The sequence below is a fragment of the Undibacterium sp. FW305-107 genome, from assembly GCF_058788535.1.
Window position 1 is genome coordinate 252,425 of the sequence record NZ_JBYTAV010000007.1, and the last position, 22,023, is coordinate 274,447.

The 22,023-nt window shown below is 50.7% G+C and carries 22 protein-coding genes; 19 read left to right on the forward strand and 3 right to left on the reverse strand.

Going from position 1 to position 22,023, the window contains the following annotated elements:
* Positions 1 to 187 precede the first annotated feature (187 nt).
* The 19 genes from AC3WQT_RS17200 (at position 188) to AC3WQT_RS17290 (ending at position 18,151) form a co-directional block, all read left to right on the forward strand.
* Positions 188 to 1,492: an SPFH domain-containing protein gene (locus AC3WQT_RS17200; RefSeq protein ID WP_492705430.1), complete on the forward strand. Its 1,305-nt coding sequence runs from the start codon at positions 188 to 190 to the stop codon at positions 1,490 to 1,492.
* A gap of 2 nt (positions 1,493 to 1,494) precedes the next feature.
* Positions 1,495 to 2,907 carry a hypothetical protein gene (locus AC3WQT_RS17205; RefSeq protein WP_492705432.1) on the forward strand — a complete coding sequence of 471 codons (1,413 nt, stop codon included), beginning with the start codon at positions 1,495 to 1,497 and terminating at the stop codon, positions 2,905 to 2,907.
* A 99-nt stretch (positions 2,908 to 3,006) separates the two neighbouring features.
* Positions 3,007 to 3,501, forward strand: a complete 495-nt coding sequence (locus AC3WQT_RS17210; protein ID WP_492705434.1) for a hypothetical protein — start codon at positions 3,007 to 3,009, stop codon at positions 3,499 to 3,501.
* Between the two features lie 356 nt (positions 3,502 to 3,857).
* On the forward strand, positions 3,858 to 5,195 hold the full coding sequence (locus AC3WQT_RS17215; RefSeq protein WP_492705436.1) for an HlyD family secretion protein: 1,338 nt from the start codon (positions 3,858 to 3,860) through the stop codon (positions 5,193 to 5,195).
* A gap of 159 nt (positions 5,196 to 5,354) precedes the next feature.
* Positions 5,355 to 5,540, forward strand: a complete 186-nt coding sequence (locus AC3WQT_RS17220; protein ID WP_492705438.1) for a hypothetical protein — start codon at positions 5,355 to 5,357, stop codon at positions 5,538 to 5,540.
* Between the two features lie 87 nt (positions 5,541 to 5,627).
* Positions 5,628 to 6,299, forward strand: a complete 672-nt coding sequence (locus AC3WQT_RS17225; RefSeq protein WP_492705440.1) for a hypothetical protein — start codon at positions 5,628 to 5,630, stop codon at positions 6,297 to 6,299.
* A gap of 70 nt (positions 6,300 to 6,369) precedes the next feature.
* The gene (locus AC3WQT_RS17230; RefSeq protein WP_492705441.1) at positions 6,370 to 6,609 is read left to right on the forward strand and encodes a hypothetical protein; all 240 of its coding nucleotides are present in this window, start codon (positions 6,370 to 6,372) and stop codon (positions 6,607 to 6,609) included.
* Between the two features lie 159 nt (positions 6,610 to 6,768).
* Positions 6,769 to 7,101 carry a hypothetical protein gene (locus AC3WQT_RS17235; protein ID WP_492705443.1) on the forward strand — a complete coding sequence of 111 codons (333 nt, stop codon included), beginning with the start codon at positions 6,769 to 6,771 and terminating at the stop codon, positions 7,099 to 7,101.
* Between the two features lie 133 nt (positions 7,102 to 7,234).
* Complete coding sequence (locus tag AC3WQT_RS17240) at positions 7,235 to 8,086, forward strand: hypothetical protein (RefSeq protein WP_492705445.1); 852 nt, start codon at positions 7,235 to 7,237, stop codon at positions 8,084 to 8,086.
* Positions 8,087 to 8,119: 33 nt separating this feature from the next.
* Positions 8,120 to 10,237: a peptidase domain-containing ABC transporter gene (locus tag AC3WQT_RS17245; protein WP_492705446.1), complete on the forward strand. Its 2,118-nt coding sequence runs from the start codon at positions 8,120 to 8,122 to the stop codon at positions 10,235 to 10,237.
* 108 nt (positions 10,238 to 10,345) lie between these two features.
* The gene (locus AC3WQT_RS17250; RefSeq protein ID WP_492705448.1) at positions 10,346 to 10,747 is read left to right on the forward strand and encodes a hypothetical protein; all 402 of its coding nucleotides are present in this window, start codon (positions 10,346 to 10,348) and stop codon (positions 10,745 to 10,747) included.
* Between the two features lie 178 nt (positions 10,748 to 10,925).
* Complete coding sequence (locus tag AC3WQT_RS17255) at positions 10,926 to 12,173, forward strand: putative Na+/H+ antiporter (RefSeq protein WP_492705647.1); 1,248 nt, start codon at positions 10,926 to 10,928, stop codon at positions 12,171 to 12,173.
* 364 nt (positions 12,174 to 12,537) lie between these two features.
* Entirely contained in the window at positions 12,538 to 13,665 is a 1,128-nt protein-coding gene (locus AC3WQT_RS17260; RefSeq protein WP_492705450.1) for a gamma-glutamyl-gamma-aminobutyrate hydrolase family protein, read from the forward strand.
* Between the two features lie 30 nt (positions 13,666 to 13,695).
* Positions 13,696 to 14,892 carry a cation:proton antiporter gene (locus tag AC3WQT_RS17265; protein WP_492705452.1) on the forward strand — a complete coding sequence of 399 codons (1,197 nt, stop codon included), beginning with the start codon at positions 13,696 to 13,698 and terminating at the stop codon, positions 14,890 to 14,892.
* A gap of 1 nt (position 14,893) precedes the next feature.
* Positions 14,894 to 16,039 carry a YbdK family carboxylate-amine ligase gene (locus AC3WQT_RS17270; protein ID WP_492705454.1) on the forward strand — a complete coding sequence of 382 codons (1,146 nt, stop codon included), beginning with the start codon at positions 14,894 to 14,896 and terminating at the stop codon, positions 16,037 to 16,039.
* 42 nt (positions 16,040 to 16,081) lie between these two features.
* Positions 16,082 to 16,642, forward strand: a complete 561-nt coding sequence (locus AC3WQT_RS17275; RefSeq protein WP_492705455.1) for an HD domain-containing protein — start codon at positions 16,082 to 16,084, stop codon at positions 16,640 to 16,642.
* A 14-nt stretch (positions 16,643 to 16,656) separates the two neighbouring features.
* Positions 16,657 to 16,803: a hypothetical protein gene (locus AC3WQT_RS17280; RefSeq protein ID WP_492705457.1), complete on the forward strand. Its 147-nt coding sequence runs from the start codon at positions 16,657 to 16,659 to the stop codon at positions 16,801 to 16,803.
* Positions 16,804 to 16,939: 136 nt separating this feature from the next.
* Complete coding sequence (locus AC3WQT_RS17285; RefSeq protein ID WP_492705458.1) at positions 16,940 to 17,479, forward strand: cysteine hydrolase family protein; 540 nt, start codon at positions 16,940 to 16,942, stop codon at positions 17,477 to 17,479.
* Positions 17,480 to 17,677: 198 nt separating this feature from the next.
* Entirely contained in the window at positions 17,678 to 18,151 is a 474-nt protein-coding gene (locus AC3WQT_RS17290) for a hypothetical protein (protein WP_492705460.1), read from the forward strand.
* A 64-nt stretch (positions 18,152 to 18,215) separates the two neighbouring features.
* Here AC3WQT_RS17290 and creD read toward each other — a convergent pair whose 3' ends face one another.
* From creD to creB, 3 genes are all read right to left on the reverse strand, one after another.
* A complete protein-coding gene (gene creD / locus AC3WQT_RS17295) occupies positions 18,216 to 19,655 on the reverse strand; it encodes a cell envelope integrity protein CreD (RefSeq protein WP_492705461.1) in 1,440 nt (479 codons plus the stop codon).
* A 157-nt stretch (positions 19,656 to 19,812) separates the two neighbouring features.
* On the reverse strand, positions 19,813 to 21,252 hold the full coding sequence (gene creC, locus AC3WQT_RS17300; RefSeq protein ID WP_492705463.1) for a two-component system sensor histidine kinase CreC: 1,440 nt from the start codon (positions 21,250 to 21,252) through the stop codon (positions 19,813 to 19,815).
* Positions 21,249 to 21,971 carry a two-component system response regulator CreB gene (creB, locus tag AC3WQT_RS17305; RefSeq protein ID WP_492705465.1) on the reverse strand — a complete coding sequence of 241 codons (723 nt, stop codon included), beginning with the start codon at positions 21,969 to 21,971 and terminating at the stop codon, positions 21,249 to 21,251. Before creB ends, creC begins: the two co-directional genes overlap by 4 nt.
* Positions 21,972 to 22,023: the final 52 nt, after the last annotated feature.

The window sequence follows — 22,023 nt, forward strand, 5'->3', positions numbered from 1 at the left end:
GTTTTTCTTCACACGCGGCAAGGCTTATTCCAGGCGCGGAATAAATAGCTTGCCACAGTGATATTTCTGTCCCCGCGCCAGCATTGTATGTTCCGCCCAGTACAGCGCATGATGTGTCTCAGGGATGCAGGGCAAACGCCACTGCGCTAACCCTAAGAACCTGTTACTACCTCATTGGAGAACTATCATGTCTGACCGTATCAAATCCCTGGTACAAGCCGTAAGATCCACTCTGTCTTCCGTTTTCAGCAAAAGCGCATCGGGAATCAAAGCGGGGGCCAGGGTCACGACAGAATCAGGCATGTTCAGCAAAGTCACTTTCAAGCGTCTGGTAGTGCTCAGCCTGGTAGGTGGTGCCGTGTATGCGATCAGCACTCATCCGCCTGTCAAGCATATTCCGCGTGGTGAAATCGGTGTACGTATCAATCAATTGACAGGTCATGCCGACCAGGTGCGTGACGGTGCCCTGATTGTCGTGCCAGGTCTGCATGAGTTGCGCTTGTTCAGTTTGCAAGACCAGTTATATAAACCCACACGCAGCAGCCGTGCCGATGGCGAAGCGCCTTTTCAGTCGGTAGAAGGCCTGTCGTTGGGCGTGGACCTGAGCATACGTTATGCCGTCGACCCAACCAAGCTGACCAATATGTCTACCAGTCTGCCAGAGAACATCAACACCGACATCGTTGAACCGGCAGTGCAGGGCGTGATCTACAAGGCATTCACCTTGTATACAGTACGCGAGATATTCTCCAGCAAGCGGGCAGAAATCCAGAAGCAGATAGAAGCTGAATTAAAACCAAAGTTGGCGGCTGACGGCATCATCCTGCGCAGTGTCATGATGGGCAAGGTTGATCTGCCTGCCGACTATAAACGCGGCATGGAAAAACTGTTGGCCGAAGAACTGGAAAGCGAAAAAATGCGCTACACCCTGGAACTGAAAGACAAACAGGTCAAACAAACCGCGCTGGAAGCTGACGCCGACAAGATCAAGCGCGAGAAAGCCGCCGAGGCTGCTGGTAACGAGCAAATCATCGCTGCAAAAGCAGAGGAAGAAGCCATGAAGCATGTCCTGCCGTTCAAGCAAAAGCAGATAGAGCAACGCAAGCTTGAAGCCGAGGCAGAAAAAGTATCCCGCATCAAAACCTCGGAAGGCACAGCGCAGGCACGCGTCATCGAAGCCCAGGGTGAAGCCGATTCACGCCGCAAACTGGCCGATGCCGAAGCCTATAGACAAGACCTGGTTGGCAAGGTCACTAGCGTGCAGATGGAGAGGGAAGGTGTCCTGCTGACCAAGCACCCCTTGTTGATACAGAAAACCATGGCCGACAAATTGTCAGACAAGATATCGGTCATCATCGCACCTCCACCAACAGATGGCAGCTTCATTGGTGCCGCATTACTGGGTAGCGGCAGGAACAGCAAGCAGGGCATGCAAAAAGTATCAACCGAAGCTGAAACAGAAACCACTAACGAAAACAAAGAGAGCCAATAATCATGTTTGCTACTTTAGCTGCTGTCGCCGTGTTGGCTGTTGTCACACAAGACCAGGCACAATTGCGCGCCGCCCCCAAGGACGGCGCGCAACAACAAGCCGTGCTATGGCAGGGCGACAGCCTGGAAATCCGTGGTGAAAAACTCGACTACCTGCAAGTGTATGACCAAAGGCGCGAACGGACAGGCTATATCAAGGCATCGCAAGTTCGCCTGGTGTCCATGCAACCTGATGATGCACCGGATGCCTTCGCCGTTATCCGCTTTCTGCGTGATACACCAGGTGCAGAATCCCTGGGCATCAGCTATACCGCTGCTTACCTCAAGGCTGCTCCCGCCAATGCCATAGGTGCCGAAGCTTTTGATGCACTCGGCAGCATGGCAGAGCGCCTGGCCAAACGTGCATCCAGCAAACAGCCCAAGCAAAATGAGGCGACTATTGCAGCCCACCTGGAAGTGGTCGCCAATTACGGTATCAACATCAAAGGCTATGAACGCGAAGGCCGCATGCAACTATGTTATGACGGCGAAGCCTTCCGCCGCGTGCTGGCCATGAATGCCACGCCCGACCAAAAAGCCCGCGCTGCCTTGGCACTGACCAGGCAGGATTGCATAGACCCCACCATGCGCCCGACCGAGCGCTATGCCCTCGACCAGTGGCGTGCCGATGTGCTCGACAAGGTCAACACCACCAGCCTGCCCGAGTATCTGAAAAACCGTATGCGCATGCGCAAGGCAAGCGTCTGGTCCAGCATCGCCTTTCAGCGCGCCCGCAAAGGCGAAAAGGTAGAAGATGCCGCCAACCGCGCATTGACAGAACTGGCAGCCGTCAACAAAGAAGAATTCGCCGATGAAGATGTGTATGCCTACGCTGACGCCGGTGTGCGTGCAGGCACAACGCGTTGGGCAGCCGAACCCGCAGTCATTCCCAAACCTGGCCTGAACATCATCACCGCCCCAGGCCAGCCAGGTGAAACCTGTGTCATGCTGACTGACGCCAAACACGACGTCAAAACCCCGCTGGCAAAGCGCTGCACTTATAGCGTGGTCTGGCCCGCATCCGCCCGCGCCAATGCACAGAACACCGCACTGACGCTGGCCGTGCAACCCATGGAAAACTGGCGTGAACTCTGGCTATTCCACCAGACCAGCCAGGGCTGGATCATCGACATCCTGCCCCCAGCGAATAGTGACCCAGACCTTGGCTATGCAGAATTCGCAGGCTGGGTGCCAGGCACCAACAAAATGCTGGTAGCACGTGAAGCTAAAGTCGAAGGCCGCTTCAAAAAGAGTTTTGAAGTCGTCAGCATGGACAGCCTGCAAGTTGAAAATTATGCCGACAAACCGGGCTCTTTGAGTGTGTTCTACAAGTGGCAAGACCCAGCGTGGAAGAGGCAGACCGTCAGTTTGAGGTGAGGTATTTGTAGTGACAGCATTAGCAATAATCAGTTGAAGCAAAGCAGGCTTTTATTCAAACGATACTTATACATTTATATCATTACCAGGAGTTTTGCCATGAATTTCAAATTAGCGTCCGTCGTCCTGTTATTCGCCAACAGCATCGCTTTTGCACAGGAGGTATCGCCCAGGATGCAATTGCCTGACTGGGCAAACAAGCAGCTTGATGGCTTGTCCAGGCAAGAATCAATCGAGGTGAACAGCCGTATCAATCCCTTCGTCTGGCGTGGCAATTTCCTGGGCACCGGTAAGGGAGACCTGGCGGTTCTGGTCAAGGACAGCAAGAGCAATAAAGAAGGCATCGTCTTTTTGTCACACGGCAAAGCCAGGCCTGTCATCGTCGGTGCAGGGCATGTGACAGGCAATGGTGGCGACGACTTTTCTTGGCTGGAACTTTGGTATGTCGAAGATAAAGGTTCGCAGCCGCACAGCTATCATGCCAAGTCTGTGAAATTGCAGAATGATGGCATTGTGGTAGCGAAAGAAGGCTCCGCCAGCGGCTTGATTTATTTGAAGTCGGGTAAAGCAGTCTGGCAGCAGCAAGGGGACTGATTTTTTAAGCATACATCTGATGGAACTGAATTTAAAAACAAATGCCTGGACATCAGAACGATGCCCAGAGGTTGGGTGACAGCTCCTTCATGACCTGATCGCTTTGTATGAGCAAGGAGCGATCAGGGTAAGCAATTTTAACTGCCTGCGCACGCGGCGCGCGACGCTAGCAGAAAAATATTAAATAGTCTTTAAGCATGCTTAAAATATATTTTTAACTTTGTTTGACATTTCCTCAGGGTTTTCATTTATGCTGTTAATTAATGCACAGGGAGTAAGTGCTTTTTTGAAATATTGCCGTAGATAAATGAAGATATCAGTAAAATCGCAACAATTCGCAGTGAATAAGGTGGGTGATGAGTAAGTCCAGCCCCCTGTTCCGCCCAGAAGTTACAGCAGCATTAGGTAGTCAATGGATGGGTTCCATCCGCTTGGCGCAGCCGCTCTCCGCTTCATTAATTGCGATAGTTGCCCTGGTTATTGCTGCAGTCCTGATTGCCTACATCACTTTTGGTAGCATCACCAAAAAAGCTCGCGTCACCGGCATTACTGTACCTGTAGGCGGCCAGCTGAGCGTGGCGGCGCCCAATGCGGGTATTTTGCTGACTACCCATGTCAAGGAAGGCGAGCAAGTCAAAGCCGGGCAAATCCTGTTCACACTCAGTACAGAGCGCCAGAACAGCCAGGGTGAAATCACCGCCCTGGTAGCCCAGCAACTTGCCAGCCGTGCCGACAGCATGGCTGCAGAACAAAGACTGCGCCAAAGCCAGTACCAGGAAAAAAAGCAAGCCCTGCAACAAAGACTGGCCAACCTGGCCCAGGAGCATACCCAGCTTGAACAAGAACTGCTGCTGGCCCAGCGCCGTCAGCAACTGGCGCAGCAAAGTGTCGCCAAGTATGAAACCCTGCAAGGCAATGGCTATGTGTCTGCTGCCCAGACGCAGCAAAAGCAGGAAGATTTGCTCGACATCAGCACGCGCCTGAGCACCTTGCAACGTAGCAAAACCCAGTTGCAGGCCAACCAGATCGCCCTGCAATCAGAACTTGATACTTTAGCCAATAGCCTGGCAACTGACCTGACACAGATAGAAAGAGCCAAGGCCAGTCTCAAGCAAGAAGCAGCAGAAAATGCCAACCGCCAGGCTGTGCAAATCGTAGCAACGCAAGCCGGAACGGTGACAGCGTTAACGAACCAGCCAGGGCAAGCCATCAATGCCGGGCAAGTGCTGGCCAGCCTGATTCCTGTTGATATCAAGACCGCTAATGCTGGCAATGCCAGCAAAACAGAAGCGGGATTGCTGGAGGCGCATCTGTATGTACCCAGCCGCACAGCAGGCTTCATCCAGCTAGGGCAAGAAGTGTTGATACGCTATGCAGCATTCCCTTACCAAAAATTCGGTTTGCACACAGCTACTGTTATTGACGTAAGTCGTACTCCATTTGCACCATCTGAATTGCCACAGAATATGGCAACGACGATCTTGAGCAATGCCCAGCAAGCCATCAATGGCTTCAACACCAACGAAGCGCTGTACCGCATCAAGGTCAGACTGCATGAGCAAAGCATCAATGCCTACGGACAAGCACAAATGCTCAAGCCAGGCATGACGCTGGAGGCGGATGTGATACAGGACAAGCGCAGGATTTGGGAATGGGTGCTGGAGCCAGTGCTGGCAATGAACCAGCGCGCCTAGAAGTAGAACAAAGAATTTCAGAATTCGATGCTGAGTCTGTCAGGAAAACCCAACAGACTCAGCCCGAAATACCGTTCAAGGTGATCAAGACCTTGTACGGAGCAGCAAAGCCATGCCATGAGGTATGGTTCACTTAACCAAGTATAGGAGTAACACAAAATGCGTTTGATTTCAAATGAAGAATTGACGGTCGTATCAGGTGGTGACGCAGCAGCGACTCGCTCAGGAAATGTAAACAGCTGGGGTGAAGAATACCCAAGCCAAGAAGGTCGCTTTGAGATTCTGATTGGCGGCTGTGGCGGATCAACAGATTGCATGGAAGCCATGTACGATCTGACCCATTAATCAAAGAAATCTGCCTGCGGACCTTGCAGTTGATGGGTTCGCAGGCATTTTCGTCACTTTACTGTACTCTTTTTGCATAGGTATCTAATGAAAGCAACCACACGTATTGCCCAGTGCAGTATTTTTTTCATGACACTTTTGCTTTCAAGCGTGACTTTCGGCGAAGATGTTGTGCCTGTCAAAAGATTTGAAATAAACGGGGTCATTTCAAAAGCTGACGTCGAGCGCTTTGACCAATTCGTTAAAGTGAACCCAAATATTAGTGAAATTTTACTTTCGGACTCCCCTGGTGGATACGATGACGGAACAAGTACCGTTCTTGAATTCAAGAAACGCATTGATGAATTGAAATTGAAAACTTCTGCACGCGGTCTCTGTGCATCCGCATGTGCATACATTTTTTTACTAGGTTATGAACGTACGTTATTGGCGAATCCAGCTGGGAAAAAAACAATGTTGTTACTGCATCCCGTGCGCTGGATTGGTAAAGACGATAAAGACGGAGTCGGTCAAATCCAAGTTCAATACACAGACAAATTGAATAAAGCTATATCCGAACGCAGCGACGGGAAAATCACAACAGACTTGCTCGACAAAATGTATGCGACAGATGATTCCAGCGGCGGAATCTTCATTTTAAGAGAAGCAAATTCCGAGAGTAAATACATATTATTTTCGCCCAGCATAAAAAAAAGAATTAAGGCTGTACCAATTAGTGAACTGACGCCTCAAAACATAGGGATACGCATCGCGGAATAAAAAGAACAGCAGCGTTTGTCACAATTTCGAGGCGTACAAGCGTGAACAGCGTTTTTTTGCTACTGCAGAATTGCCAGCGCATCTGGCAAGCACGATCCTGAGCAATGCCCAGCAAGCCATCAATGGCTTCAACACTAACGAAGCGCTATACCGCATCAAAGTCAGGTTGCATGAGCAAAGCATCAATGCCTACGGGCAGGCACAAATGCTCAAGCCGGGCATGACGCTGGAGGCGGATGTGATACAGGATAAACGCAGGATTTGGGAATGGGTGTTAGAACCTGTGCTGGCAATGAACCAGCGCGCCTAGAAGTAGAACAAAGAATTTCAGAATTCGATGCTGAGTCTGTCAGGAAAACCCAACAGACTCAGCCCGAAATACCGTTCAAGGTGGTCAAGACCTTGAACAGAGCAGTAAAGCCATGCCATGAGGTATGGTTCACTTAACCATGTATAGGAGTAACATAAAATGCGTATGATTACAAATGAAGAATTGTTGGTTGTGGCTGGTGGTGGGGACGAAGATGACGGTTGGACTGGCCCAAAGGCGAACAATAACTCTTTGGGTGGCATAGATGATTTGCAAATGATAGCACCAGCAATTGGTGTAGCATTAATTGCAGGTGCTGCTGCGATTATTAGTGCTGTAATTGCATTTTTTAAAGATCCCGCGCCTGCTACTCCCGTAGCCTCAAAAGTAACAACGACAACTTACACTTGCGAAACAAGTGCGGTTGATGGAGACCAGATTTGCACAGTTACAGGAAAAGTCGTAACTGACACTGAATATGTAAAACCTTAAGCATTAGTCATAAAGGGGTTAGTTTAACGACCGACCTCTTTATGAATATCAATATGCAATTTAGAAAGCCGCTCTATTAACTGACTTCTATGGAATTTTTGAAAACTGTCACTTTTATTTAAAGCATTGAATCATGACTAATACAGTCTACCAAGAATTCCCAGTACTGCACGAGGTTTCGATTTTGAAAAAAATTAAAGTTGTTTTTGCCATACTGATTACACTGACCATTATTGCCTGCAAAAGAAATGAAAAGGATATTGATTGGAAAATAGAACTCTCTCAAATTGGTCCTATGGGCGAGGCGTATATGAGAATGGCGAGAAAAGACTGTATTGGCAAGTGTCAGTGGACGAGGTTGTCTAAAAATACAATGAAATTTGAAGGCTATATTACGCATGAATCATATGATGAATTCATGCAAAAAATTGATGGTGATGTAAGTGAGATAGTTTTGAATTCAGCAGGTGGACTCGTTTCCTCCGCCCTCAAAATTGCTGCCGAAATACAAAATAGAAATTTAAATGTTGCAGTCAAAGGATATTGTGTTTCCTCGTGTGCAAACTACTTGTTTTTGTCAGGGAGTAGAAAAGAAATTGATGGAATCCTCGGTTTTCATGGAAATGCTAGCGCTTTGAATAAGAACATATGCAAAGACAATGATGATGCGCCACAGTGTAAAAATGGTGTGAAAGAAAAAAATTTTCTGAAATCTATCGGCATGTCTAATTTACTTTTTGATGTTACCCAAAGTTCAGACAAAGGTATGCAGACAGGGGTGGTCTATTCATACTACGCACCAAGTGCAAATACATTAAGAGAGCTCGGGGTAAAAGGAATAGTTGGTGATCAAAGAAAAGATTATTTAAAGAAAATGAAAGATTACTATGATGAATTTGAATTAGCAGATTTCTCAGTTGCTACTGACCCAAATCCGACAATCATCTCGAAAATCAAAGAATTAAGGCTGACTGAAGTCAAATAAATAACTTGCATAAATACAGTCCAGTCTTAATATATGAAATCCCTCCTCCAAACCGAATCCAGCGAATGCGGCCTGGCGTGTCTCGCCATGGTTGCCAGTCACTTTGGCTATCAAACTGACCTCCCAGACCTGCGTCGCCAGTTCTCCATCAGCCTCAAAGGTGCCACGCTTGCGCAACTGATGCGTCATGCGTCTGCCATGCATTTGAGTAGCCGTCCTTTACGTCTGGAACTCGATGAACTTGATCAACTTGCCTTACCTTGTATCCTGCACTGGAATTTGAATCACTTCGTGGTACTGAAAGCGGTGCGCAAGGACTGGCGTGGCAAAGTCACTTTGATTTTGCTTGACCCTGCAATAGGTGAGCGTCGCGTTGGGCTGGAAGAAACCTCCAAACATTTTACCGGTGTGGCTCTTGAGCTAGCACCCAGCCCTGGGTTTAAACCCAAAGACGAAAGAAAGCAAGTCGCCCTGCGTGATTTGACAGGTCATATCGTAGGCCTGCGTTCGGCCATCGTCAAAGTGATTGTCTTGGCTTTAGCACTGGAGATTTTTGCCATATGCGCACCCCTGTTCAATCAGTTCGTCATTGACGAAGTCATAGTTAGTGGCGATAAAGAATTACTGGTGGTGCTGGTGTTTGGTTTTGCGCTGTTGATGATCATCCAAAATGTCATTGGTCTGGCGCGTAGCTGGTTTTTGATGCGCTGGAGTATGGATATCAGCCTGCAATGGTCGGCGCGCGTGTTTGCCCATCTGGTGCGTTTGCCTGTTTCTTATTTTGAAAAGCGCCATTTGGGTGATGTCATGTCGCGTTTTGGTTCCATAGGTGCGATACAAAGTACGTTAACCAGCATGTTTGTTGAAAGTGCGTTAGATGGCTTGATGGCCTTGCTGGCCTTGGTCATGATGTTTATATACAGCGTTAAACTCAGTCTGCTTGTACTCGGGGCTGTTGCCCTGTATGTTGGCTTGCGCTGGGCTTTTTACCAACCATTCCGCGAAGCATCGCAAGAGCGGCTGATACTGTCTTCCAAAGAGAGTTCCCACTTCTTGGAAACCATGCGTGCAGTCACGCCATTGAAATTGTTTGGCCGTGAGACTGAACGCCTGTCGCGCTGGCAAAACCTGAAGATCGATGTACAAAACCGTGATATCAAGACACAAAAGCTGTCCATCATCTTCAAGGTCAGCAACACCCTGATTTTTGGTATGCAAGGGCTGGCGCTGTTTTATATTGGTGCTGGCCAGGTCATGCAAAATACTCTGACGGTGGGCATGCTGATGGCATTCTCCAGCTATGCCGGTACTTTTACTGGCCGTATTTCCAGCCTCATTGATGTCTTTATCAGTTTCCGCATGCTGAGTTTGCATAGCGAAAGGCTGGCCGATATTGTGCTGGAAGAGGCCGAGGCAGAGACCGCCATCGAAACCGATATCTCGCGCATCAAAGCTGTGATTACCCTCAAGAACATCAAGTTCCGCTATGCCGAGGGTGAGCCCTGGGTATTGAAAGATATCAACCTGACCATACCTGCAGGCCAAAGCATCGCCCTGGTCGGCCCTAGCGGTTGCGGCAAGACTACCTTGTGCAAAATCATTCTGGGTTTATTGAAACCGACAGAAGGTGACGTGCTGATAGACGATATCCCCATCACCCAGCTGGGCATCAAGACTTACCGCCAACTGGTGGGTACGGTCATGCAGGAAGATGTCTTGCTGGCCGGTTCCATCATGGACAATATCGCTTTCTTCGATAGTCATTGCGACCAGGCCAGGGTAGAAGAATGCGCCAGGCTGGCAGCCATTCATGAAGAGATCACCAAAATGCCCATGGGTTATCAAACCCTGGTGGGGGACATGGGCAGCAGCCTGTCTGGTGGACAAAAGCAGCGCGTCTTGCTGGCCCGTGCCTTGTACAAACAACCCAAGGTACTGGCACTGGATGAAGCTACCAGTCATCTGGATGTGAACAATGAACATAAGGTTAATCAGGCACTCGGCAATTTGCAATTGACGCGCATCATGGTGGCGCACAGGCCGGAGACCATCAATGCGGCGGAACGTGTGGTGTCGTTGGCGGAAGGGGCTGTTGTAGAAGTTAGGGAAGCTGTTGCTAAAGAAGATGTGGCGAATCTGAAGCTGGCTTGAGTGGTTAAATTTTTTTGTAAGTATCTGGTGAAGAAAAAATGATCTTCCAGATATAGTTGTTGTCTGCGATAAGAAGTTTGACTGATTCAACGCATTTGGGACAAGCAAGTGACTACAGAAAAAAAGAGTATTTTCGAAACCAGCAAAACGGCTGTGCACCTTGCGCTGTTTGCCAATGTGGCCGTGTTCTTATTTTTTACGATACACGGTATTTTGGATGGTGCACCGATGTGGAGCTTCTGGGTGCCGCTCTCGGCTTTTATCATGCTGGAAGCCTATACGGTCTTTGAAGAAAGTAAAAAAACAAGCGCAATGACGATGAGGCTTAACCTCAGGGCGCAGTGGACAGGCATCGTGTTCTTTTTCCTGGCGCTGTTCTTGATCATGACCAGGAACTGGGCTGAATATAAACTGGGTATGGCAGATGCATTTGTCTTGTGTGCCCTGGTTGGTTGTATCAAGGATAGTATTCTGCAGGCTATGGCAATGCGTAGGTTTGCCGGGATGTGATTACACTCTGGATTGCTGTACTCCCCCGGCATTGGTGAGCAACAAAAAATGGCGATCTTGAACCCTGCTTAATGCTAAATGGCAAGGTTTTTATCGCTCTGTGCCACTCCGGTTTAACTCGTAAGGACGCTCACGCTCGTGTAAGATATGTATCTGTACTTATGCGGGAATGAACGTGATGAGCTTAATGGAAACCCTGGGCGCAGTGATTTTTGGCCTGGCCCTGTTGCACACTTTCAGCGCCAAGTTTTTTGAAGTGCTGGCGCACAGGCATGCCAGGCATGCCGGTCTGTTCCATCTCCTGGGTGAAGTGGAAGTCGTATTTGGTTTTTGGGCTTTTGTACTCATCGTCGTTATGGCCCTGGTGTCTGGTGGTGATGCAGCAATAACTTACGCCGAGTCGCGTCAATATACTGAACCCCTGTTTGTCTTTGTTGTCATGGTGGTGGCCGCATCGCGCCCGGTGCTGGAGATTGTGGGGCGTATGCTCAAGTTGCTGGCGCGCTTCATGCCTGTGCCTGATGCGTTGGCGATGGTCTGGTTTGGCCTGGCGGCAGTGCCCTTGCTGGGCTCGCTGATTACCGAACCGGCAGCCATGACGCTGGCCGCCTTGATGCTGGCTCCAAGAATTTTCCGCCAGGGCATGCCGGAGTGGTTGAAGTATGCAGCGCTCGGTGTGTTGTTTGTGAATGTGTCTATCGGCGGCACTCTTACTTCTTACGCTGCGCCACCAGTGCTGATGGTTGCTACTGCCTGGCAATGGGACAGCGCTTTCATGCTGGCGACTTTTGGTTTGAAAGCCGCTGTCGCCGTGTTGTTCAACGCTACTGTCGTCACACTGCTTTTGCGTAAGCATATCACTGCAGAAAACACGGAAACAAACAGAGCGGTTACACCTGTGCCTTTGATCGTCAGCCTGATCCACCTGGCCTTTCTGGCGGGCGTGGTCTTGTTCGCGCATCATCCGGTATTCTTTCTGGGGCTATTCCTGTTCTTCATGGGGTATACCCAGGCGTATGAACGTTATCAAAGCCCCTTGATTTTAAAAGAGGGGCTACTGGTTGGTTTTTTTCTTGCCGGTCTGGTGGTGCTGGGTGGCATGCAGCAATGGTGGTTGCAGCCCATAGTCGCGAGCCTGAAACCGCATACTCTGTTCTTTGCGGCTCTGGGCCTGACTGCGATTACTGATAATGCGGCGCTGACTTATCTGGGTTCATTGATTGCGGGCCTGAGCGACCAGGCGAAATATTTGCTGGTCGCCGGTGCTGTTGCAGGTGGCGGCCTGACCGTGATCGCCAATGCTCCTAACCCGGCAGGTGTGGCTTTGTTGAAACGCGGTTTCAATGATGAATCCATAGGCGCAATGGGATTGCTATTGGGTGCTTTGCCACCAACGGTGGTGGCGGCATTGCTGTTCTTGCTGTGATGCCTGAGTACGATCAAATTCAGATAAAAGCGGGATGTTATCCGTCGTTACAGGTGTGTTTCAAAAAAATGGATTTGAACTATACTGAGTAGGTGGGAGAACGCATAGCAGCTCTGGGAAATGATCTTTGCTACTGGGTAGGCGTTATCTGACAGACCCAGGCTCGCCAGCAGTGTAGTATGTCACTCATGGAGGCGCGTACACCATTGCTACGCGCATTTTGTGCGATTTGTGCAGGGTGGCATTGGTGAAAACAGGGAATTTCCATATCTGCCCCTGATGTAGCATCGCCTTTTTTTCATGTAATTTGCTATCAGCATGAGAATGCAGACACATTTCAGCTTATCAGCGATGGATAGATACCATGCCGGATGAAAAAAATGATCAAGCACCTCAAGACACCAAAAAAACAGAGCTAGTGCAGCCTCCTGTGCCAACAAGCTTGCCTGTCCATATTGCACCGGGCACTTTACCGGATGTACCATCGACTATTCAGACAAGCACGCAACCCACCACGCAACCTGCTACACAGTCGACAGCGTTTCAGTCTGCCATTGCGGTGACTCAGACAGAAACCATGGCCCAGCCGATGGCCAAGGATCAAGCCGACAGACAAACACCTTACCTGGCTGATGAATCACCCTGGCGCACGATGATACGTGTGATCACCGCGCGCTTGCGGGCAACGTCCATGCGTACCGCAAAAGGCATCACTCAGCGCACGCTGAAGATAGGTGTTTCTGCCCGCATATTCCATCCCCAGACTGGCTCCAAGGGCCTCTCCAGCAAGACCCTGCAATATCTGGAAGAATCGATCGCGCAGTGGGTCATGGCGCGTGATGTGATGGTGTTCATGATCCCTTCAGTCAACACCAATGGCTTGATACGGCCCAGCAATATACGCTTGCGCGATTACGCCAGACATCTGGATGGCCTGGTTCTGCAAGGTGGTGCTGACGTGGCACCCGAGAGTTATTCACAACAATCCACCCGCCCTGAATGGAATGGTGATCGCACCCGCGATATGTATGAGCTGGAGCTCTTGCATGAGTTTATTGAAGCTGACAAACCCTTGCTGGGCATTTGCCGCGGTTGCCAGTTATTGAATGTGGCTTTTGGTGGCAGTCTGTATCAGGACATCGTTACTGAAGTACCCGGTGCACTTGCCCACGTGAATGAACTGTATGACCAGCATGGCCATGAATTACAGTTCACACCGCAATCTTCACTGGCGCAGTTATTCCCACCAGGTGTCGTTGCCAAAGTTAATTCCATTCATCATCAATCCATTAAAAATCTTGGCAGGGATATCAAGGTAGAGGCAATTTCACCAGCAGATAATATCGTAGAAGCAATACGCTACCAAAAAGCCAAATTTGTCGTCGGCCTGCAATGGCACCCTGAATTTCATTTGACAGGGCAGAGCGATCTGCTTGATTGCACACCCATACTGGACAGCTTTTTACGGGCTGCCAGAGAAACCCGATTCTAAAAAAACAGCCTGGTCCGGCAGGGAGACAGCATGACTGAATTTTCCATCAATATCAGCCAGATGGCCTGGCCCTGCGTGCTTGCGCTGGCATGGTTGCTGGGTGATATTCTCAATCGTCTCTTGCACCTGCCGCGTATCAGTGTGTATGCGCTGACAGGCTTTGTGCTGGTGAACCTGTTTCCAGATTATCTGTCGCCGCTGGACAACCATAGCCTGGTGCTGTTGGCGAATATCGCTTTTGGCTTGATGTTGTTTGAGTTTGCTTATCGTATCAATTTGCGCTGGTTGCGTCTAAATCCATGGGTTGCCGTTACAGGTCTGCTGGAGGCGGGTGCCACCTTCGCCGCCGTGTATTGTGTGGCCTTATGGTACGGCAGTACGCAGTTGATATCGCTATTGCTGGCAGCACTGGCGATGTCGTCTTCGCCTGCTGCCGTATTGCGTGTGATTAATGAACAGCGCAGTTCAGGCCAGGTCAGCGAACGCATCCTGCATTTGACGGCCATCAATTCTGTGCTGGCAGTATTTGTCTTCAAACTCATCTTGGTGTACTGGGTCATGCAAGGCCCAGGTGATATCCTGAAAGCCTCTGCCCAAAGTTTGCATGTCATGCTGGTGGCTTGTGCTTCTGTATTGGCAGGTTCCATATTTGGCATTTTGTTGCCCACGATATTGCGCTGGCGTGGCCGGCAGGCACAGGATGCCACCCTGGGTTTTGCCTTTGCTGTTATCGTTCTGGTGGCTCTCACCCATGCCAGCGGTTTGTCACCGATATTGGCGACCCTGAGTTTTGGCTTGATTGCCAGGCACAGGCGCATCAGCCTTGGCCGCACCCAAAGAAACTTTGGTGTCCTGGGTGAATTGCTGGCAGTCGTGCTGTTCGTCTTTGCAGCATCCACATTACCGTGGGCGCAGGTGCTGGCGGGTGCCATGCTGGGCAGCCTGTTGCTGGTCATGCGTCTGGGCAGCAAGATCGTTGTCACCACCTTGCTGGCACCTGTCAGCGGTATCTCCATGCGCAAGGGCATGCTCAGTGGTTTGGGGCTGGCACCGGTATCCGTCTTTTTGATCCTTAATCTTGAGCAGCCCAACAAACTGGGCATGGCCATGACCGACGAATGGTTTGCCCTGGTTGCCATGACCCTGATACTGGAAATCGCCGGCCCCATCCTGACCCATCTGGCCTTGTTTGCCGCCAAAGAAACCCCGGAAGAAACGGAGCAATAATATGCCACTCGGAGACTTCATGCAGTCTAACGCCCTCTCCATGGGAGTAGAACTGGAATTGCAACTGGTCAACCTGTCGGACTTTGACCTCACCGCTGCCAGCCCTGATCTTTTGCACCTGCTGGCCAAGCGAGCTTTCCCCGGTAATGTGACACCAGAAATTACCCAGAGCATGATAGAAATCTGCACCGATGTACAAACCAGTTATACCGGTGTCCTGAGGCAATTAACAGAGATTCGCGACACTCTCGTGCGGGCCGCCGACATTCTCAATATAGGCATTTGCGGTGGTGGCACCCACCCCTTCCAGAAATGGACAGACCGCAAGATATTTTCCAAGCCACGCTTTGTCGAAGTGTCGGCCCTGTACGGCTATCTGGCCAAACAGTTCACCATCTTTGGCCAGCATGTACACATAGGTTGTACATCCGGTGACGACGCCATGTTCCTGCTGCATGCACTGAACCGCTATGTGCCGCACTTCATTGCCCTGTCTGCTTCCTCACCTTATGTGCAGGGTGGTGACACCCTGTTCAATTCTGCCCGTCTCAATTCTGTATATGCCTTCCCCTTGTCAGGGCGGGCCCCTTTCGTATTGAACTGGGATGAGTTTTCTCACGACTATTTCAGCAAGATGGAAAAAACCGGCGTCGTCAAAAGCATGAAAGATTTTTACTGGGATATCCGCCCCAAGCCCGAATACGGCACAATAGAGTTGCGCGTCTGCGATACTCCGCTGAACGTGGAGAGAGCTGCTGCACTGGCCGCCTACCTGCAAGTTCTGTGTGCCTATCTGCTGGAAAGGCGCGAGCCGCCACCGGCAGAAGATGATTACCTGGTGTATAACTACAACCGTTTCCAGGCTTGCCGTTTCGGTTTTGATGGTGTTACTGTGCACCCCAAGACCTATGAGAGCACAGTCTTGCGCGAAGACATACTGGCTACCCTGAACAGGCTCAAACCCCATGCAGAAAGTCTGGATGCAGTGGCCGCACTGACGCATTTAAGCGAAGTGGCACGCACCGGCAACGATGCCCAGTACCTGCGCCAGCAATACCAGGAAAGCGGCAGCCCGGAGGGCATGGTGCATTCTGCCATCCACATGTTCCGCGACCGGCGGCGTCGTACCAGATGGGTGGCGATGTAGGGATGGATAGCTCAAATTTGTCATTGATATAAAGGATTGCAAATGAATAACTGGACCCCGGACATCTACGAAAAAGCCTGGTCGTTTTCATCGCGCCAGCATAGCGGGCAAACCTACGGTGGCAAAGTGGAAGGTGAGCGTGTGGAATACATCAACCACATCGCCAGCGTTGCCATGGAAGTCATCTGGGCATTGCAATCGAATACCACTGCTGATGGCGCACTGGCGGTGCAATGCGCCTTATTGCATGACACCATAGAAGATACCAGTGCCAGCTACGAATTATTGAAACAGGAATTTGGCCAGGCCGTGGCTGATGGTGTGCAGGCACTGTCCAAGAACACCAGCCTGCCGACCAAGGCAGAACAGATGCGCGACAGCCTCGACCGCATCCGCCAGCAACCGGCAGAAATCTGGATGGTCAAGATGGCTGACCGCATCACCAATCTGTACCACCCACCACATTACTGGGACAACGAGAAGATTCTCTCTTATCGTGACGAAGCACAACTCATCCACGATGAATTGCTGACGGCAGATTTTGGCCTGGCGCAGCGTTTGCAAGCGAAGATCAATGCTTATCCAAAGTTCCTGAGGAAGTGATATGTGCCAGGTACTTGACTATTGTATTTGTAGAACTCATTTCTATTGATGAAATGAGTTCTATCAACTACACTCCCTGCATGACATTTCAATTGACCACGACGACTGGTTTCACCGTCACCACGACTACCACTACCACTGGTAGTGGCGGGGTAGGCTAGCGCCTGGCTTGATTGAGTCATCACGGGTAATTGAAAATTTACCTGATATAGCAAACCCCGCCAGCAATGAGCGGGGTTTTTTATTGCCTGTTTGCTGGCAATTTATCCATGCAGAATGCAAAAAGGAGTCTGGAAAATGGAACAACAATCGTATGTAAGCCCGGCCTTGCTGGTCATCGATGTGCAGGTAGGTTTGTTGCAGAGTGGGGCTATCCATGCAGCAGAGCAGGTGCTGGCCAATATCAATCACCTGCTGGCCAAAGCACACGCTGCCGGCGTGCCGGTATTTGCCGTGCGCCACACCGGCCCGCAAGGCTCGCCCATAGAAGCTGGTAGCGCCAACTGGCAATTCATGCCTGAACTGCAGATAGACATGGAAAGGGATACCGTATTTGAAAAGACCAGACCCAGCTGTTTTGAAGGCACGGATTTACTGCAGCAATTGCGCACAAAAGGCATACAGGAACTCATCATCGCTGGCCTGAAAACCCAGTACTGCATAGACACAAATTGCCGCGCCGCCAGCGAGCTGGGCTTCAAAGTCATTCTGGTAGAAGATGCGCATAGCTGCAATGACACAGCCTTGCTGCCCGCCAGCACCATCATTGCGCATCACAATATGACTCTGAATGGCCTGTTTGCCAGTATCATCAAGACAGAGGGGCTGCGTTTTTAATCCAGTTCTCAAGAGCAAAGGCCGGTAGTTTTTAAGAAAGGCTACCGGCCCGATAAGCCTCGGGCCGGATATTTCCTGGTGATAAAAATTGCAAAAGCTTCAATCACGACTAGAATAAGGATGGCCTGGCCGCTTTATCCTGCGGCCAGGTGAATGAGCATGGCGCTACATTTTCTAATCCTGGATACGGGGGCAAGAATGAAATTACTGCGTTTTTATGTCGAAGTGGGTGGCGAGGAATTTGATGCCGACAGGTTTGCTCTGGCAGCGGATGACAAGGGGCTCGATGGAGCCGTATCCCGCATCAGTAATAACAGCAAGACGCTCAAGCGCTGGGGTGAAGATGCATCGGTGACGATCAGTCTGGCAGGCGCAGAGCAGCCTGCAGATAATGGTGGCCCCAGGCAATGGTGCACAGGTCTGGTTGAAAATGCAGCCGATGGAGAGATAGAGGCAAATTTGTCAGCATGGCTGGCAGAAGAAGCCCAATTGCTGAGTTTCCTGGAGCAGGTCAAATACAAATTACCTGCTGTTGGCGATTTTTGCGATGGTGAATATTTCATCCTGCTCAGGCTGATCTATGCCACCTCTGGTGCGGGTCTGCATTATTCCGAAACCCTGATGCGCAGCCTGACAGAGATCAATGCCGGGCTGACGATAGACCATGCATAAAAACCAGAACCTTGCATGCTGCAGGCGAGGTTCTGGTGTTCATACATTTACCTGATCTGGCTTATCAGGCGTGATCGTAGGCAATATCAGTAGCAGGTTTACTCAGGTTATACCAGTCCACTTTGCGAGTGGCAATCATGATGCCGGACAGGACCGCGAACAGCAACAAACTTCCCATCATCATGGCATTGTTTTCCGAGCTCAATAAGCCGAACAGGATGCCGTACAACACCGTCAACGCACAAGCAAATCCAAAACCACGCTTACGGTCGCGCAGCACATTCGCCAGATAGATACCGATCAGCAAAATACAGGCGGCACTGGCAATCAGATAAGCGAGTACGAAGCTGATTTTTTCTGACAGGCTGACCAGCAACAAAAAGAAAATCACCAGCGCCAGACCAACCAGGGTGTATTGCACCGGGTGGATGGGTAACTGCTTCAAGACCTCAAACAAAAAGAAGGCAGCAAAGGTCAGGGCGACGAACATCAAACCATATTTGACAGCACGGTCAGCCTGCGAATAGATGTTGACGGGCTCAATGTATGAAACACTGAAGATATCGATAGGTGAGGCAGATGAAGTGGCAGATGATGCCAGACCCCCATCTTCCCCCTGGCTTGCACCATGCGCCACACTGACCGCGTTCCCGGCATTTTCGAGTCGCGTCATTTGCTGTTGCGCATTGCTGGACAGGGAAGAGATATTCCAGTTCGCACTGGCACTCTTGTCTGTATTAACCCTGCCTTTTGTTGATGGCAAGAAGCGGCCACCGTACTGCACATGCGGCCAGTTCGATGCCAGGGTCACCTGGTTATTTTTTGCCAGTGGCGCAAAGCTGAGTTTTTCTACGCCATCAAGATTCAGGTCTATCTTGAATTTGACTTGCCTTGCACTGGCGAGCTTGACGCCATCCAGCCCAGCATGGATACCGCGCTGGAAAGAACTGAGTTTGCTACCCTGCTTGAATTCTATGGTTTGTTCATCCCATATTAATTTAGGGAAATTTTGCAGGCCACGGGTATCACTCAGGCCCATGGAAATATAAGGTGTTTCTGCCAGGGTGATGATGGCCTTGGGATTGTCCTTCTGCACCATGCTCGACAATTCCGGCAACATGAAGTCTCCCGTTATTTTATGGCGTCCGGTATACACCAGCACTTTATGGATACCGCGATAACGCTGGTCGGTATCGATATTGCCCATGATCTGCATCTCATTCGGGTAGATGTAATGCTTTTTATTCGCAGACATCTGGCGGCGCGTGGTTTTATTCAATGAGTCATCAAAGGTTTCACTTTCCCAGGTCTCAGTGTAGGGGACGACCAGCACCGGCCCGACGATGACCTGCTCACTGACAGAATCCGCCGTGATACTGCGCACCGCTTCATCACGGTAACGCATACGCTCCCAGATCGTGGCTTGTATCATCGTCAGCGGCACATACAGCAAGATCGCCAGCAGGCCAACGATAGCGATTTTGAATAACAGACTTCTTTGCATGACAGGCTCCGGTAATGGTGTAGCCTGTAATGTAAAAAAGTAATGTGCGGGGATGATGTGGTTTGTGTGAAGTGGGGAGGTGTTTTTTTGTCGCTGGAGTGTCAGTCAGTCGTAGGTTGGGCTACGATTTACCAGCCCAACCTACGTTATACGGTATTTACACTCCCAAGCACAAGATAGCCTGCACCCCACCACCACCCTGATTACTCACACTGATACTCCCCCCATGCAGCAACGCCACTTCACGCACAAATGGCAAGCCCAGGCCTGTGCTTTTGGCTGCATGTGGCCGGGGCAGGGAGTAGAAGCGGTCGAAGATTTTATCGAGGGCATAGTCGGGTATGCCCGGCCCCTGGTCGCTGATGCTGATTTGCAGGAATGGCGTACTGTCTGCATTGTTGACCAGGCTGGATTGCATTTTTATCGTGCTGCCAACAGGCGCAAAGGCAATGGCATTGTCGAGCAGATTACCCAGCGCCTGGCGCAAGAGTAATCCATCACCACTGATGCTGACGATGGCTGTGTCGATATCCTGTTGCAATTGCAGCGACTTGGCCAATAACCTGGGTTGGGCATCTTCAGCCACCAGTGCCAGCAGGCGCGGGATGTTGACGACCTGTACCTGGCTCAGGCTCTGCTGTTTTTCCAGCTTGACCAGGGCCAGCAATTTGTCGATGAGCTGCCGCTGGCGGGAATTTTGTTCGAGGATGTTGTTCAGAAAATGCTGCCTGTCGGCGGCAGGCATGTCTTCGCGCATGAGTTCGGCTGAGCCTTGTATCGAAGCGATAGGGCTCTTCAATTCATGCGCCATGGTGTGCATGAGTTGTTCTACGTATTGCTTGCCTTCGAGCTTGTCACGCATGGCTTCGAGGGCGCGGCCCAGACTGCCGATTTCATTATCGCCCAGTTCAGGCAGACTGGTTTTTTCACCATTTTCTACGCTGCTGGCATAGGTTTGCAGCTTGCGCAAAGTGCGGTTCAGCCACCATGAAAACCCCAGGCCTATCAAGAGCGAACCCAGCCACAACCAGGCACTGCGTTGCAGTATCTTGCGCTGGCTGCGCCAGATAAAAGGGTTGATGGTGGAGATGGGTTTGGCCACTGTCAATGAACCGATGATATTGCCATGGTCCATGATGGGGGCGGCCACATGCATGACGCTGCTGCCTTCATCTGCCGCCTTGCTGCGGGTGCTGCGTGCACCGTATTTGCCTTGCAGGGTGCGGTTGACATCATTCCACAGTGAATAGTCTTTGCCCACGTCCTTGCCATCGCTGTCAAAGATGACGATGCCTCTGATATCAGTGATGTAGATGCGGTAATCAAGGCTGGTCTTGCGTATGCCACTGATGTTGGCATCGATGCTGCGTTGCGCATAGTTTTGCAGACGCTTCATCAAGTCACTATCAGCGACCTTGCCTGCTGCCACATCGTCGGCAACGAGGGTGGCCAGCATTTGTGCAGTGTCAATGAGGGTGTCTTCCAGCGTGGCGCGCACGCCGGGTTTGATTTCTTCGACCACCACATTCAGGATCAGCCAGGCGCTTAATCCCAGTATCAGGAAATAACCCAGCAGTATGCGCAGGCCTATCTTCATGCAGGTGACCAGCTATAACCCATGCCGCGGTGAGTGATAATGCCTTCGTCATTTGCTTCAGCATCATCCGCCGCGCCGGTACTGGTGAGCCTTGCCTGGCGCAGTTTGGCACGCAGGCATTTGACGTGGGCATCAACGGTGCGGTCCAGCGTGTCGGGCGCGTTGACCCAGACAATCTCCATGAGCTGTGCGCGTGAAAATAAATGGCCGGGGCTTTCCATCAGCGTCTTTAGCAGCAGGTATTCATAACGCGTCAGGTTCAAGGTTTGACCATATGCAAGTATGCGCGCTTCTTGCGGCTTCAATTCAAAACGAGGTGCCTCTGTCCCTGCTGTAGTTTGTACCTTGCCTTGCTGACGCCGCAATATGGCGCGTATGCGTGCTACCACTTCACGTGGAGAAAAGGGTTTGCTGACATAGTCATCGGCACCGATTTCCAGGCCAACGATCCGGTCTATCTCGTCATTGCGCGCGGTCAGGAACAGGACTGGCGTATCAGAAAACTGGCGCAACTGGCGGCAGACATCAAAGCCGCTGATATCAGGCAGGCCGATGTCGAGCACGATCAGGGCTGGTGGTGTGGCTGTAGTACGGAGCAGTTCCAGCGCTTCCTGGCCCAGGCTCAGGTGCTGCGGGATAAAACCATCAGTCTTCAGGGCATAGGCCAGGGTGTCGGCGATGCTGACTTCATCTTCGATGATCAGTATGGATTTGCTCATGCAGGAGATGATAGAGATATTGAAGATTTAGATGTTGAAAATCCCGCACAGC

Coding starts and splice junctions, on each gene's coding strand:
- AC3WQT_RS17200 (WP_492705430.1), top strand. CDS start 188: ATGTCTGACCGTATCAAATCCCTGGTACAAGCCGTAAGATCCACTCTG.
- AC3WQT_RS17205 (WP_492705432.1), top strand. CDS start 1,495: ATGTTTGCTACTTTAGCTGCTGTCGCCGTGTTGGCTGTTGTCACACAA.
- AC3WQT_RS17210 (WP_492705434.1), top strand. CDS start 3,007: ATGAATTTCAAATTAGCGTCCGTCGTCCTGTTATTCGCCAACAGCATC.
- AC3WQT_RS17215 (WP_492705436.1), top strand. CDS start 3,858: ATGAGTAAGTCCAGCCCCCTGTTCCGCCCAGAAGTTACAGCAGCATTA.
- AC3WQT_RS17220 (WP_492705438.1), top strand. CDS start 5,355: ATGCGTTTGATTTCAAATGAAGAATTGACGGTCGTATCAGGTGGTGAC.
- AC3WQT_RS17225 (WP_492705440.1), top strand. CDS start 5,628: ATGAAAGCAACCACACGTATTGCCCAGTGCAGTATTTTTTTCATGACA.
- AC3WQT_RS17235 (WP_492705443.1), top strand. CDS start 6,769: ATGCGTATGATTACAAATGAAGAATTGTTGGTTGTGGCTGGTGGTGGG.
- AC3WQT_RS17240 (WP_492705445.1), top strand. CDS start 7,235: ATGACTAATACAGTCTACCAAGAATTCCCAGTACTGCACGAGGTTTCG.
- AC3WQT_RS17245 (WP_492705446.1), top strand. CDS start 8,120: ATGAAATCCCTCCTCCAAACCGAATCCAGCGAATGCGGCCTGGCGTGT.
- AC3WQT_RS17255 (WP_492705647.1), top strand. CDS start 10,926: ATGAGCTTAATGGAAACCCTGGGCGCAGTGATTTTTGGCCTGGCCCTG.
- AC3WQT_RS17260 (WP_492705450.1), top strand. CDS start 12,538: ATGCCGGATGAAAAAAATGATCAAGCACCTCAAGACACCAAAAAAACA.
- AC3WQT_RS17265 (WP_492705452.1), top strand. CDS start 13,696: ATGACTGAATTTTCCATCAATATCAGCCAGATGGCCTGGCCCTGCGTG.
- AC3WQT_RS17270 (WP_492705454.1), top strand. CDS start 14,894: ATGCCACTCGGAGACTTCATGCAGTCTAACGCCCTCTCCATGGGAGTA.
- AC3WQT_RS17275 (WP_492705455.1), top strand. CDS start 16,082: ATGAATAACTGGACCCCGGACATCTACGAAAAAGCCTGGTCGTTTTCA.
- AC3WQT_RS17285 (WP_492705458.1), top strand. CDS start 16,940: ATGGAACAACAATCGTATGTAAGCCCGGCCTTGCTGGTCATCGATGTG.
- AC3WQT_RS17290 (WP_492705460.1), top strand. CDS start 17,678: ATGAAATTACTGCGTTTTTATGTCGAAGTGGGTGGCGAGGAATTTGAT.
- creD (WP_492705461.1), bottom strand. CDS start 19,655: ATGCAAAGAAGTCTGTTATTCAAAATCGCTATCGTTGGCCTGCTGGCG.
- creC (WP_492705463.1), bottom strand. CDS start 21,252: ATGAAGATAGGCCTGCGCATACTGCTGGGTTATTTCCTGATACTGGGA.
- creB (WP_492705465.1), bottom strand. CDS start 21,971: ATGAGCAAATCCATACTGATCATCGAAGATGAAGTCAGCATCGCCGAC.